Genomic DNA, 13,289 nt, shown 5'->3' with positions numbered 1-13,289 from the left:
ATTGTGGAGCCTGTATGCTGTTTTCGCCACGCGTGCGATTGATCCTGAGCCTGGTTGCCGCGTTCTTCCTGGTTTTCGTGGTACTGAGGGCGGCGTTCTTCTGGTTCTTCCTGTCCGGTCTGGAATTGCCGCCGGAAGAGCTCTGGCACGCTTTTGGTATCGGCGTTCGCTTTGATTTGCGTCTGGCCCTGCTGATCACTCTGCCGGTGGCTATCCTCAGCCTGCTGCCGGGGCTGCTCGGTCTGCGCCGCGGTCAACTGGCGCGGAAACTGGCGGTGGCCTGGCTGGCCGTGGCCTCCGCCGTGGCCTGTTTCGTTTATATCGCCGATTTCGCCCACTACAGCTATCTGGAAGAGCGCCTCAACAGCTCCGTGCTGCGTTTCCTGACCAACCGGGGGGATTCCCTGCGGATGGTGTGGGAGAGCTACCCGGTGGTCTGGCTGACACTGCTGCTACTGGTAGCGCTGGCGGTGGGGGCCTGGCTGGGGCGCAAGCCGGTTGCCGCTTTCGCGCGCCGTGCGGCGCCGGGGCGTGGCTGGCTGGGGGGCACCATCGCCGTGGCGTTGGGCATTTATCTGTACGCTCTGGGGATCATGGGGCAAACCGGCACGGTGCCGCTGCGTTGGAGTGACGCTTACTTCTCCAACAATCTGCAGGTGGCATCCCTGGGTTTGAACCCGGCGATCTTCTTTTACGACACCTACACCACCGGTACCCGGGAGCATGATGACGAGCTGCTGGCGCTGCGCTACCAGCGGGTGGCGGAATACCTGGGGGTGACCAATCCGGACCCCGAGACCATGACGTTCGCCCGGTTGGTGCCCGGCCAGGCGCCGCAACGGCCGCCCAATGTGGTCCTGATTCACCTGGAATCCATGGGCGCCAACCGCATGGGGCTGTTCGGCAACCCGATGGAGGCCACGCCCAACCTGGACCGCCTCGGTAATGAGGGACTGTTCTTCCCCAATTTCATGGTGCCCTCCAGTGGTACCGCCCGCACCGTGTTTGGCCTGGTGACCGGGATTCCCGACATTACCTGGGGCGGCTCCACCGCCTCCCGGGATCCGCGGATCGTCAACCAGTACACCCTGGTCAATGCCTTCGAGGGCTACGAGCGCCTTTACTTCATAGGGGGCTCCGCTGGATGGGCCAATATCCGCGGTGTATTGAAGAACAACATCCAGGATCTGGAGTTGTGGGAAGCCGGAGACTACGATGCCCCCAACATCGATGTCTGGGGCATCTCGGACCGGGATCTGTTCAAGGCCGCCCACCAGCGCCTGGACCAGTTGGATCCGGACAAGCCGTTCGTTGCCTTCATCCAGACCGCCGGCAATCATCGGCCGTTCACCATTCCCGATGACGATTCCAACTTCGAGGTGATCAATCCGCCGGAAGATAAAGTGCGCCAGCACAGCTTCCTCGGCAATGATCAGTACAACGCGGTGCGCCTGCTGGACTACAACATCGGTTACTACCTGAATGACCTGGTGGCTGGATCCCACTACGCGGACAACACCATCTTCATTCTCTATGGCGATCACAATGATCGTTCCGGGTCATCCCGGCACATGGGGTACAGCGAATCCCTGCAACTGGACAAGCATCATGTGCCGTTGATCATCTACGGCCCCGGAGTATTGGGCGAGCACCGGGTGGTTGAACGTCCGGCAAGTCTGGTCGACGTCATGCCCACCGCCTTGGGACTCGCCGGTCTGCCTTATGAGAACCGCACCATGGGGCGGGATTTGCTCAACACCGACGGCCTGTCCTACGCCATCACCTTTGGTGGTGACCGCTCGCATCGCCCGCTGATCGGTCTGGTCGGCTCGGACTACCACCTGAGCATGTACTACGACGGAGACAACGCCCGTCTTTACGACCTGGACGACCCGCGCCTGGAGGCGGATGTCGGCGCCGATCACCCGGAAGTGTTCGAAGAGCGCAAGGAAATGCTGGAAGGGCTGTATCAGGCGGGGCGCTATATGCTCCACCATAACCGGCCTTAGCTAAGCGCCGTCGGCTGCTCCCGCAAACGGATTACGAAGCCGCTGTGGGAGACTGCCTTGGCAGCGAAAGGCCCTGAGATCGAACTTACACTGTATTCGCTGGCAAGCCAGCTTCCCACAGCCCACAAGGGGACTGCGCAGCCGCTGTGGGAGCGGCCTTGGCCGCGAATAGACGGCAAAATCCTCCAAAGTCCCCGCTCAGGGCACCGCCAGGTCCGCCGGAAACCGGCGAATGCGCTGGGTCAGGTACAAGCCGACAACCAGCCAGAAGCAGGTAAAGCCGATGGCGAGCGGGAAACCGCCCTCTGTTTCGATCAGCCAGCCCGCCACCGCCGGGCCGATCAGCTGCCCGCCAGCGAAGAACAGAGTGACATAACTGAACGCGATGGGAATGTAACGCGGTGCCACTTGATCGGTGCTGGCGGCCTGGATCAAGGTGAAGACCCCATTGACCGCGCAGCCCATGAAGAAGAAATGGGCGACGAACAGAGGCAGGCTCTGATCGACCAGGGGCAGCGCCATGGCAACGGTCACCACCGACATGGCCAGGCTCAGAGTATTGCCGCGCCCCCAACTGTCCGACAGCGATCCCCATAACGGGCCGCTGAGGACGGAAAGCAGCCCCATCATTGCCATCAGCCACCCGGCGATGGTTTCGTCGAAGCCGGATTCCACCACATAGCTGACCATGAACAGAGCCTGGGTGATGTACACCATGCCGATGATGCCGTACACCAGCGCCATGATGATGACCCGGGGATTCCGGTAGATCAGCCATTTATCCGCCGAGGGCGGCCGCGTCGTGCCGGCGTCGTCAGCGGTGGGGGGATCACGCACCGCCAGCAGGACCAATAAGCAAACGGCGCCAGCGACGGCGGCGAAAATGCCCCAGGTCACCCGCCAGCCGTTGGTGCCGAAAAGATCGGAGAGCCAGGGCACCAGCAGCCCGATGAAGAAAATCCCCGCGCCAACGCCGGCGGTCATGCAGCCGATCATGGTTCCGCGTCGCTCCGGGTACCAGGTGGCCAGCAACGACACCGTGGGCGCGAAGGAAAACGCGGTGCCGAAGCCGAGCAGGGCCATCAGCACCACGATCAGCGGGTAGTCGGCGACGACGGCCAGCCCGGCGAAGCCCAGGGTCACCGCCGCCAGCCCGAACACCACCGCATTGCGGGCCCCCCAGCGACTGGCCGCGAGACCGCCAAGCAGTACGAACAGCAGATAACCCAAAGCGGTGACCGTGCCCAGAGCGCCGGCCTGGCGATAGCTCAGTCCAAGATCGGCACGCATGGCCGGCAGCAGCAGGCCGTAGGCCAGACGGGCGAAGACGATGACCACCAGGGCCACCAGCATGGCGGACACGGCCATGACGAAAGGGTTGGGCCGGTTGTCGGTTCGAGGCATTCGGGGCGTCACTCTGGTAAGGCCGGATCAGCATGGTCGGCGTGGTCAACGGAACAAGCAACCGTGCCCATCACGCATTGCGGGCCATCAGACCGCCATCCACCGGGATCACCGCGCCGGTGATGTAGGACGCCGCCGGCAGGCACAGGCTGGCGGTCATGTGCGCCACTTCTTCCGGGGCGCCATAACGGCGCAAGGCGGTGCGCCGTCTGGCGAAAATGGCCTTGTGCTCGTCCGCGATCCGCGCGGTCATGCCGGTGTCGATGGGGCCGGGGCAGATGCAGTTCACGGTGATCCCTTCCTTGCCCAGCTCCACCGCCAGGGCGCGGGTGAGGCCGGTGACGCCGGCCTTGGCCGCCGCATAGGCGCTGTTCTCGGCGGTGGCGCCGAGGGCTTCGGTGGAGGCGATATTGACGATGCGGGGATGCTCCGAGCGCCGCAGGTGGGGCAGGGCGGCACGCACCAGCCGCTGCTGCGCGGTCAGCAGAATCGACAGACAGGTGTGCCAGGTGACTTCGTAGTCGTCCGCTGGGGACGAGATGGCGGTGAAGCCGGAGACCCCGGCATTGTTGATGAGAATGTCCAGGCCGCCGAAGGCTTCGGCCACCTCGGCGGTAATCGCTTCGATCGCGGCGGCGTCGCTCACGTCCAGGGCCCAGCTTCGTGCCTGGAAACCGGCGTCTTGAATCGCCTTGGCCACTTGCCCGGCGCCCTCCTGATCGCGATCGGTGATGGCCACCCGTGCCCCCTCGCTGGCGAAAACCCGGGCGGTGGCCCGTCCCATGCCGCTGGCGCCACCGGTCACCAGGACCCGGGCACCGTTCAGAGAGCGGCTCAATTCGGTGAGGCTGCTCATGCTTGGACCTCTCTTGCAGGTTTCACGATGTTTGCGCTACACGCCAATTCGCTGCCAAGGCAGCTTCCCACAGCGGTTCCGCGGTTCCCTTTGTGGGAAGCGAGCTTACTCGCGAATACAGCGCTCACGGTGTGAACAGGCGCTAGGAATCGGCCGCCCATTGCTGGCGAAGGGCCTTCTTGTCCAGTTTGCCGTAGGCGGTGAGCGGCAGGCTGTCGACCAGATGGATCTGCTTGGGGACCTTGTATTTGGACAGGGCCGCTTTGCAGTGGCTCAGCAGCGCCTGAAGATCCAGCGGCGCGCTGGTATCGGGGACCACGAACGCGGTGACCGCCTCGCCCCAATCCGAATCGGGCAGGCCCACCACTGCCACCTGGCCAACACCGGGATACGGCTGGATCGCGTTCTCCACCTCCGAGGTGTACACGTTCATGCCGCCGCTGATGATCATGTCGTTCTTGCGGTCCAGCAGGTACAGATACCCGTCCGCGTCCATCCGTCCGATGTCACCGGTGTGCAGCCAGCCGTCCACCAGCGTTTCGGCGCTTTTCTCCGGCAGGCCGTGATAACCGAGCATGTTGTATGGTGTGCGGGCCGCCACTTCACCGCTTTCTCCCGCCGGCACCGTTTCGCCTTTGTCGTTGACGATGCGGACCTGACTCATGGTCGCGGCCTGGCCGCAACTGAGCAGCCGCTCCGGATGGGCCGGGTTGTGATCCTCCCGGCGCAACCGGGTGATGAAGTTGGGGGCTTCCGACTGGCCGTACAATTGCACGAACACCGGACCGAAGGTTTCCAGCCCCTGAGTCAGACGCTCCGCGGTGATCGGGGCGGCGCCGTAGAGCATGGTGCGCAACGAACTCAGATCCGGACGGGGCTCCGGATTGGCCTCCAGCCAGTCCAGCAGCCGATAAATCATGGTGGGCACCATGAAGGTGAGAGTGACCTTGTCCTCGCTGATGCGGCGAATCACGGTGGCCGGATCGAAGCCGGGCTCGATGTAATGGGTGGCGCCTTTCAGCAGCCCGGCCATCAGAATACTGCCGGCGGCATGAGGCAGAGGGGAGGTGAGCAGGAAGCGCTCGTCATCCCGCAGTGCCAACTCCATCTGGTGGGAAAGCAGATTCAGGTAAATGTTCTTCTGGCTGTGCAGGACCCCCTTGGGTTTGCCGGTGGTGCCGCCGGTGTAGGGAATGAAGGCCAGATCATCCGGTGTTACTTTGACGTCGGTGTACTCCGGTTTGCCGGAGGCGAGGAAGTGGTCCCAAGGGATCATGCCTTCCGGGCAGTCCCTCGCTGGGCCAAGTGCGATTACCTGCTCCAGTTCCGGCAAGCGATCACGGTGACGGGAGAGCAGCTCGAAACGCTGGGCATCGACAATGGCCACCCGGGTGTTGGAGTCGGCCAGAATATAGAGCACCTCATCGTCGCTGAGCATGCTGTTCAGCGCCACCCGCGTGGCGCCGGCCTGAATCACCCCCTGGGCCGCCACCGCGAACTCCAGGCAGTTGGCCATGGCGAGCGCCACCCGGGTGCCCGGAGTGACGCCGACCTCGATGAGGGCGTTGCCGACCTGAAAGCTGCCGCGCTGCAACTCGGCATAACTGAGGTCGCGGCCCTCCATGGTCAGCGCGCGGCGGTCCGCGAAACGGGCCAGAGCACCGGTGTACAGGGATTTCAGCGTCATCAACGGGACGGTCATGGAGGCACCTGGTTGTTGTCGTTGTCGGGTGGCGGGCGGAGAGCCGGATCGGTCGGTGTATTACGTTAGCGAGGGTGGCGGCGGGTGAGCATCGTCGGAACCGACGAAGCGTCGGTCAATAATCTTGACTGAGTTTGGAAGGGGGAGGCGGTGGTGGCACCGCCCCGGATCGGTTAGTCGATGTATTCGATGATCTTGACGATCTTCTGCACGCCGCCGACTTTCTGAACTTTCTGCACGGCCATGTCGGCTTCCTGGTGGGTAAGCAGCCCCATCAGGTAAACCACGCCGTTTTCGGTGACCACCTTGGTGCGCATGCCGGGGGTATCACCGCTCAGCACCAGACGGCTTTTTACCTTGGTGGTGAGCCAGGCGTCGTTGGTGCGGGCCATGGCGGAGTTGTTGCCGGCCACGCGCAGCTCATTATGAACGTTGCGCACATGGCGCACGTCGCGGGCGATGTTTTCCGCCTGGGTTTTCAGGGATTCGCTGGCCACCTGGCCGGCCAGCAGCACATTGCCGTTGAAACTGACCACGACAATGTGGGATTCGTCCAGATCGGCGCTGGTGCGGGCCAGATTGATCTTCACCTTGCGCTCGATGTTGCCGTCCTCGATGAACGCCCCGAAGGTGCGGGAGCCGTGATCCTGATCCACCGGTTCCTCGGACATGTTCTTGGTCATGCTGGTGCAGCCCGCGGTGAGCAGGGTGGCCAACAACACGATCAAACCCGTGACGCGCATCAGGCTCCTCCGAACAGCTGTTGGTCAATAAAGTCACACAGGGCGTGGATCACCAGCAGGTGCACTTCCTGAATACGGGCGGTGGAGTGCGCCGGCACCCGGATCTCGATGTCCTGGGGGCCGTACAGGTTCACCATCTCGCCGCCTTCCCGGCCGGTCATCGCCACCACTTTCATGTCACGGTCGTGGGCCGCCTGGATCGCCTGGATCACGTTGGCGGAATTGCCGCTGGTGGAGATCGCCAACAGCACGTCGCCGCTGTTGCCAAGCGCGCGCACCTGCTTGGAGAAGATCTCGTTGTAGCTGTAATCGTTGGCGATGGAGGTCAGGGTGGAGGAATCGGTGGTCAACGCCACCGCCGGCAGCGCCGGGCGTTCCATTTCGAAGCGGTTGAGCAGCTCGGAGGAGAAGTGCTGGGCATCGCCGGCGGAACCGCCGTTACCGCAACTGAGAATCTTGCCGCCGTTGAGCAAGCACTCCACCATCACCTGGCCGGCCATGGCGATCACCTCGGGGAGCACTTCCCCGGCTTTCGCCTTGGTTTCCAGACTTTCGGCGAACAGTTGCCTGATGCGATCCACACTCATCTTTCTTCTCCGTAAAAAGCGTTTTGCACCCATTGGTAACGGACCTCTCCGTCACCATCCGGTTCCAGCCCGAGCACGTCGAAACGGCAGGGATGGGAGCCCCAGCGGGCATTATGAGCCAGAAAATGACGGGCGGCGACGTGCAGCCGCCGTTGTTTGGCGCGGGTCACCGAGGCCAGCGCGCCACCGTAGTCGCGGCGGCTGCGCCAGCGTACCTCAATGAAGACCAAAGTGTCGTGGTCGGTCATGATCAGATCCACTTCGCCCTGGCGGCAACGGTAGTTCCGCGCTACCGGGCGCAGACCCCGCGCCCGCAACCAGCGCAGGGCCTGCCACTCCGCCCGTTGACCGCGCCTGGCGCCAAGCACCGGATCAGGGCGTCAGCAGTGGGCTGGGCAGGCCCCCTTTGAACGTGGCCCACTGCAGTTCGCGCACCACGCGCTGGCCGTCCAGATGCAGCACGCCGGTGGCGCCGGACAGGGTGCTGCCTGGCGCGCTGTTCAGCATGGGCAGCCGGGCTTGCAGACGGAAGGCGTCCACGCCCATGGCGAACAGGCGGGTGTAGCGGCCGTGGCCATCCGGCCAGTTCGCCGTGGCCATCTCCTCGAGACGCTGGTCCGGATTCAACACCCAAGGCATGTCCACGAACTGGACCCGGTCCAGATCCTGGTCGCGGCGCGGGTCGGGGATACCGCCGTAAATATAGGAGGTACTGTGCACCGGAAGATAGCGGGCGTAGTGGTAGTTCAGGGCCGGTTTGACCTGACGCCCCTGGTCGGCGTTGGCGACCAGGAACACAAACGCCATGTCCTCCGGGCCACGGGGACGGAATTCCTTGCCGCCGCTGGAACCGAGATTGCCGCGGGCCTCGCCGAGAAACGCTTTCACCGAGCCGCCGATGTCGTCATCGGCGTAGGTGCGGCTGACCACGATGGAGCCACCTTGTGACTGCCAGGCATCAGTGAACGCTTCGGCGACGCGGTAGCCCCACTCCGAGTTGGGGTAGAGCACGCCCGCTCTCACCGCGCCGGCGGCGTAACCGTCGCGGGCCACCTGGCGCGCTTCGTCTTCCGGCGCCAGGCCGAACTGATACAGGCCGCTGCCGCCATCGTCCAGGTAGTTCAGCGCCAGAGTGGGAACCGGCGGAGTGCCGAGCGCATCGATGGCGGCCACCTGGTCCTTGGCCAGCGGACCGATCACGAATTGCGCGCCGTCCATCACCGCCTGCTGATAGACCTGGGCGGCATTGGCGTCGGCGGTATCGTAGAAACGTAGCTCGGGGGTGTAGTCGCCATTGTCCCGGGCCAGGTAATAGCCGGCCATGAGGCCATCATGGAGCGCGTTGCCGGCATAGGAGAGAGGGCCGCTTTCCGGCAGCAGAACCGCGACCCGGGCCGGCCGTTCCTGCGCGGCGCTGCGCATGGCGTTGAGCGTCTCGGGCAACCGCGCCTGGGCCGGGTGCCGTGGCCAGCGTTGCTGCCAGTCATTCATTCGCGCCACCTGATCGTCGAGACCGGCCTGGGCGTCGCGGTAGATGTCCGCCAGTTCCAGCCAGCCGAGCAGATCACCGCTGGCGCCTTCGGCTTCCTGCTGCAATTGATTGCGTGGTACACGCAGCAGCGCCTGCCAGGTCATGTCCTGGTTGTAGGCGCGGTCGGAACGCCCCAGACGCGGCTGGATTTCCACTCGCTCCTTGAGGCTTTCCATCAGATTGTCGTTGAGAGCGAGGGCGTCCGCGTGCAGCAAAGCAAGACGTGCCTGCTGATCCGCGGGCATGGAACGGATATCCCCCTGGTAGCTGTCGAGCAGATCCAGCGCCGGTTGTGGTTGGCGCTGGCCGAGCAGGGCCTGGGCGCTCAACTGCAACCAGCGGAAACGCTGATCCATGCTCTGGGCGCCGCCGCGCACCAGGTCCAGCACGTCGCTGGCCTCCTGGGCCCGGTCGTTGACCAGATAATAGCTGGCCCAGGAAAGGGCGGTGTCGGTCCGCGCCGGATCCGCCAGATCACCAAGGCGCTGCCTGGCGGTCTCGGTGCTGGAGGGGGCTTCACGGGCGGGAGCCGTGTCCATGGCGGGGGTGCCGCTGCGTTGATATGCCCCTGGTGTCTGGGCGCAGCCGGTGATGGTGAGAATCACCAGCAACGCGGCCCATCTGATCGGTCTCAATTCCATGACGATGGGATAACCCTTTGCTACTGCGGGAATGGAGCCGGTATTGTAGGCACTTTCCGACTCGCGAATAACCCCTGGCGGCGCTGCGCGCCCCCTCTCTTGCCCTATCAGTGAGACAGAGCACGTAAAATGACCCGACCCTCCGACGCCGCCGACGCGGGCTGCCTATACGTAGTCAGCACACCGATCGGTAATCTGGACGATATTTCCCGGCGCGCCATCCAGGTGTTACAGGAAGTGGATTGGGTGGCCGCCGAGGACACCCGGCATAGCCAGGGGCTGATGCAGCAATTGGGAATCTCCGCTCGCCTGATCAGCTGCCACGACCACAATGAACAGCAGCGCACTCCGGATCTGGTGGCGCGGCTGGCCGATGGTGAAAACGGAGCATTGATCAGCGATGCCGGCACGCCGCTGGTCAGTGATCCGGGCTACCGTCTGGTGCGGGCTTGCCAGGATGCGGGGGTGATGGTGGTGCCGATTCCCGGAGCTTCGGCGTTGCTGGCGGCGCTGGCGGTGGCCGGCCAGCCCAGCGATCGCTTTTTGTTCGAAGGTTTTCCACCGGCCAAGGGCGCCGCCCGGGAACGGGTTTTGGAACGGCTGGCCGCCGCGGACCTGACGACCATCATCTATGAAGCGCCTCATCGGGTGCTGTCCCTGCTTGAGGCGCTGGCGCCAAAAGTGGCGCCGGAGCGGGAACTGACCCTGTGCCGGGAGCTGACCAAACGCTTCGAAACGGTACGCCGGGGACCGGTCGCGGAGGTGCTGGAATGGGTGCGTGCCGACAAGGACCAGCAGCGCGGGGAACTGGTGCTGGTGCTGGGCCCGGCGCGGCAAAGCGACCTGCTCAGTGAGCGCGACCGGGCCCTGGCCCGGGCCTTGCTGGAAGAACTGCCCCTGTCCCGCGCCGCCCGCGTGCTGGCCGCCCATACCGGGCTCAAGCGGCAGGCGCTGTACAGCTACTTGGAGACAATTGACAGTTGATAGTGGGCAGTTGACAGCGGAAAGGAGATGCGAAGATGCAAAATTCATTTGCGTATCAACAAAGTCGATTCATGCCTTTTCCGTGGGAAGCTTGCTTGCAAGCGAATGGGGTTCACTCAGGCGCTTAGCGATATTCGCTTGCAAGCAAGCTTCCCGCAGCGGCTAAGGATCTCCTGTTTTTTTGTTTTTCGCTGTCAACTGTCCACTATCAACTGTCAACTGAATCCATTATGCTGCGCCCGGGTCGGTCAGGCAGCCGCTGGCGGGAAACCGCTGGAGGAAAGTCCGGGCTCCACAGGGCGGGGTGCCAGGTAACGCCTGGGGGTCACACTGGTGACGGTGTGGCTACGGCCAGTGCCGCAGAAAATATACCGCCTGTTCCTTCGGGGACGGGTAAGGGTGAAAAGGTGCGGTAAGAGCGCACCGCGCCGCTGGTAACAGCGGTGGCAGGGTAAACCCCACCCGGAGCAAGACCAAATAGGGATCCGATGGCGTGGCCCGCGCTGGATCCGGGTAGGTCGCTAGAGGTCCTCGGTGACGGGGATCCCAGATGAATGGCTGCCCACGACAGAACCCGGCTTATCGACCGGCCCACCTTATTCTTTGGCTTATCGCGGAATAGCGGGAAGTCTTCCTTTCCCTTTTCTGGCGACACTCCTCAATCTCTGGAATGCCCAGCTTCGAATCAACGGCAGTGAAAAGAAAAAAGAGTCCTTCGGTTGACTGTGACCGAGGGTCTTGCGGGTTCTCCGAGGTGTCCATGGCTGTGTGAGGCAGGACGCTGGAACGGACCGCTAACATGCAACACGCTGGCACGCCAACACGCTTTGAAACCACTCGGGCATCCCGGGGTGGAGCGTTCCATGGCTTAAGACCATTGAACTCCCCCTTCGGGGCGCCCTGTGGGGCGTCCAAATGGTGCTTTAAGCACCGTTGTGTGGCCCGGGATCTCCTCTACAAGGCGCATGGCTTCGTGGAAGGAGATGCCGGATCAAGTCCGGCATGACGGGGTTGCTTTGAATTGGTGTCCCCAAGGCCGGTAAGCGGGCCTTGGGTTTGGCGTGCCGGCGTGTTGCGTGTCAGCGTGCCAGCGGATGGTGGGACACTAATGGTTCCCGGCGTTTTTTTATGACCACTATCAGACCCTGTCCTGGGCGGGTCTTGATGTGGGTCAAGAATGTCTCGCCGCCATCTATGCAAAATACTTGACTTGCATCAAGGGGGCGCGATGACGCGGGCGGATATTCTGTTCCAGCAGGGGGATCACGTGGTGGCCAGATTTCATGATCTGGTCCAGGGTGAAGGCGTGCAGGCCAATCAGTTCGCCATTCGCCACGGCGAGCAGGGCGCGCTGATTGATCCCGGCGGCGATCTTACCTATACCCCTCTGACCATCGAATTGAGCCGCCATCTCAACCTGCGTGACCTCACCTATATTCTGGCGTCCCACCAGGACCCGGATATCATCGCCTCGCTGCCGCGCTGGATGTTGCATTCGCACTGCAAGGTAGCGGTGTCCCGGTTATGGTCGCGGTTTCTGCCCCACCTGGCGTCCACCTTTGTTACCTCGCGGGTGGGGGAGCAGTGGCAGGAGCGGATTCTGGCGCTGCCGGATAAGGGGGCGGTGTTGCCGTTCGCGGATTCGGAGCTGTGGGCCTTGCCCGCCCACTTCCTGCATTCGGTGGGCAATTTCAGCTTTTACGATCCGGTCAGCCGCATCCTGTTTTCCGGGGACATCGGCGCCTCCCTGGGCGGAGAGGAAGGCGAGGTGCGCCGCTTCGAGGACCACATTCCCGCCATGGCCGGCTTTCACCGTCGCTATATGGCTGGCAATCGTGCTTGCCGCTACTGGGTGCGCATGGTGCGGGAGCTGAATCCGGCAATGATCGTGCCGCAGCACGGAGGCTATTTTGCCTCTCCGGTCATCATTGGGCGCTTTCTGGATTGGCTGGAACGGTTGGAATGTGGCCCTGATTTGATGGGGATGGAGCATTACCGGCTTCCCGAGAGAGTTGGCGCTCACCCAAATAGAACTAAATAGAATTTAAATTATTTTTTATATTTTAAAACGGTCTAACACTTAAAGTGCTTTCTCAGCTCCACGGCGCAGCTGTCTGATTAGTTTCAGAACCAATTTCCCCTCCTTTATTCCCCTTTCAGTGTGACACAGCTAACAAACTGATTTTCAAGGAATTTCTTTTACATTCACCAATGTCGTGAAACTTGACTTGAGAAAAGCGCTGGCCATAGAGTGTCGCAATGTGGTGAAAAGTGGGATGAAGTGGGAAAAAGGCTTCATCCGGTGTGGCGAAGTGGGACGGATGACCGCTCCCGATGCTTCGACATAGAAAGGGCCGACATCAAAGGGGAAGGCCAGTGTTCAATGGGCGTACCGCGCTCAATCTGGATGCAAAAGGTCGGCTGACCGTGCCGACGCGCTACCGTGAGCCGCTGAACAGCGCTTGCGGTGGACGCGTTGTGCTTACTCAGCACCCCTATGACGCCTGTCTGGTGATGTATCCGTTTCCCGAGTGGCGCGAGATCGCCCGCCAGGTGGCCGCGCAGAGTGATGCCCATGCCCAGGTCCGCGCATTGAAACGCCGGTTCCTTGGTCAGGCGGTGGAAATGGACATGGACGGCAACGGCCGTCTGCTGGTGCCGCCGGAGCTGCGGGACGTGGTCGGGCTGGAGAAGCGCGCCATGTTGGTGGGTCTGCTGCACCGCTTTGAAATCTGGGCCGAAGACACCTGGAACGAACTCGAACAGCAGAACCTGGACCAGGAAGCCATGCCCGAGAGCGTGCAGGCTCTGTCGTTCTGACGCCGAGAGGTC

11 protein-coding genes and 1 other RNA gene are annotated in these 13,289 nt (G+C 62.8%); 5 read left to right on the top strand and 7 right to left on the bottom strand.

The window, feature by feature from the left end; all coding sequences use genetic code 11:
• Window positions 1-14: 14 nt before the first annotated feature.
• The gene (locus A6D6_RS01910; protein ID WP_159659759.1) at window positions 15-2,009 is read left to right on the top strand and encodes an LTA synthase family protein; all 1,995 of its coding nucleotides are present in this window, start codon (window positions 15-17) and stop codon (window positions 2,007-2,009) included.
• 198 nt (window positions 2,010-2,207) lie between these two features.
• Here A6D6_RS01910 and A6D6_RS01905 read toward each other — a convergent pair whose 3' ends face one another.
• The 7 genes from A6D6_RS01905 to A6D6_RS01875 all read right to left on the bottom strand — a co-directional run bounded on the left by A6D6_RS01905 (window position 2,208) and on the right by A6D6_RS01875 (window position 9,473).
• The gene (locus A6D6_RS01905; protein ID WP_159659758.1) at window positions 2,208-3,413 is read right to left on the bottom strand and encodes an MFS transporter; all 1,206 of its coding nucleotides are present in this window, start codon (window positions 3,411-3,413) and stop codon (window positions 2,208-2,210) included.
• Window positions 3,414-3,483: 70 nt separating this feature from the next.
• On the bottom strand, window positions 3,484-4,269 hold the full coding sequence (locus A6D6_RS01900) for an SDR family NAD(P)-dependent oxidoreductase (protein WP_133491494.1): 786 nt from the start codon (window positions 4,267-4,269) through the stop codon (window positions 3,484-3,486).
• Window positions 4,270-4,411: 142 nt separating this feature from the next.
• Window positions 4,412-5,971 (bottom strand): AMP-binding protein, encoded by a 1,560-nt coding sequence (locus tag A6D6_RS01895; protein WP_133491493.1) that lies wholly within the window; start codon window positions 5,969-5,971, stop codon window positions 4,412-4,414.
• 173 nt (window positions 5,972-6,144) lie between these two features.
• Window positions 6,145-6,714 carry a BON domain-containing protein gene (locus tag A6D6_RS01890; protein ID WP_159659757.1) on the bottom strand — a complete coding sequence of 190 codons (570 nt, stop codon included), beginning with the start codon at window positions 6,712-6,714 and terminating at the stop codon, window positions 6,145-6,147.
• Window positions 6,714-7,301 carry a phosphoheptose isomerase gene (locus A6D6_RS01885; RefSeq protein WP_133491491.1) on the bottom strand — a complete coding sequence of 196 codons (588 nt, stop codon included), beginning with the start codon at window positions 7,299-7,301 and terminating at the stop codon, window positions 6,714-6,716. The genes A6D6_RS01890 and A6D6_RS01885 overlap by 1 nt, the downstream gene beginning before the upstream one ends.
• Entirely contained in the window at window positions 7,298-7,669 is a 372-nt protein-coding gene (locus tag A6D6_RS01880) for a YraN family protein (RefSeq protein ID WP_133491490.1), read from the bottom strand. Before A6D6_RS01880 ends, A6D6_RS01885 begins: the two co-directional genes overlap by 4 nt.
• A 4-nt stretch (window positions 7,670-7,673) precedes the next feature.
• On the bottom strand, window positions 7,674-9,473 hold the full coding sequence (locus tag A6D6_RS01875) for a penicillin-binding protein activator (protein WP_159659756.1): 1,800 nt from the start codon (window positions 9,471-9,473) through the stop codon (window positions 7,674-7,676).
• Between the two features lie 129 nt (window positions 9,474-9,602).
• On the opposite strand from A6D6_RS01875, the gene rsmI reads away from it, so the two are divergent.
• The 4 genes from rsmI to mraZ all read left to right on the top strand — a co-directional run bounded on the left by rsmI (window position 9,603) and on the right by mraZ (window position 13,277).
• Complete coding sequence (gene rsmI / locus A6D6_RS01870; RefSeq protein ID WP_159659755.1) at window positions 9,603-10,457, top strand: 16S rRNA (cytidine(1402)-2'-O)-methyltransferase; 855 nt, start codon at window positions 9,603-9,605, stop codon at window positions 10,455-10,457.
• A 240-nt stretch (window positions 10,458-10,697) separates the two neighbouring features.
• Window positions 10,698-11,055: RNase P RNA component class A (rnpB, locus tag A6D6_RS01865), an RNA gene on the top strand.
• Window positions 11,056-11,685: 630 nt separating this feature from the next.
• Window positions 11,686-12,498, top strand: coding sequence for an oxygen-binding di-iron domain-containing protein (locus A6D6_RS01860; protein ID WP_133491486.1), 813 nt, complete (start codon window positions 11,686-11,688; stop codon window positions 12,496-12,498).
• Window positions 12,499-12,833: 335 nt separating this feature from the next.
• Complete coding sequence (mraZ, locus tag A6D6_RS01855; RefSeq protein ID WP_063142472.1) at window positions 12,834-13,277, top strand: division/cell wall cluster transcriptional repressor MraZ; 444 nt, start codon at window positions 12,834-12,836, stop codon at window positions 13,275-13,277.
• The last annotated feature ends 12 nt before the right edge of the window (window positions 13,278-13,289 follow it).

The organism is Alcanivorax xiamenensis, from assembly GCF_009846745.1.
GTDB classification, from domain to species: Bacteria; Pseudomonadota; Gammaproteobacteria; order Pseudomonadales; family Alcanivoracaceae; genus Alloalcanivorax; species Alloalcanivorax xiamenensis.
This window is presented reverse-complemented; position numbering and strand designations above follow the sequence as displayed.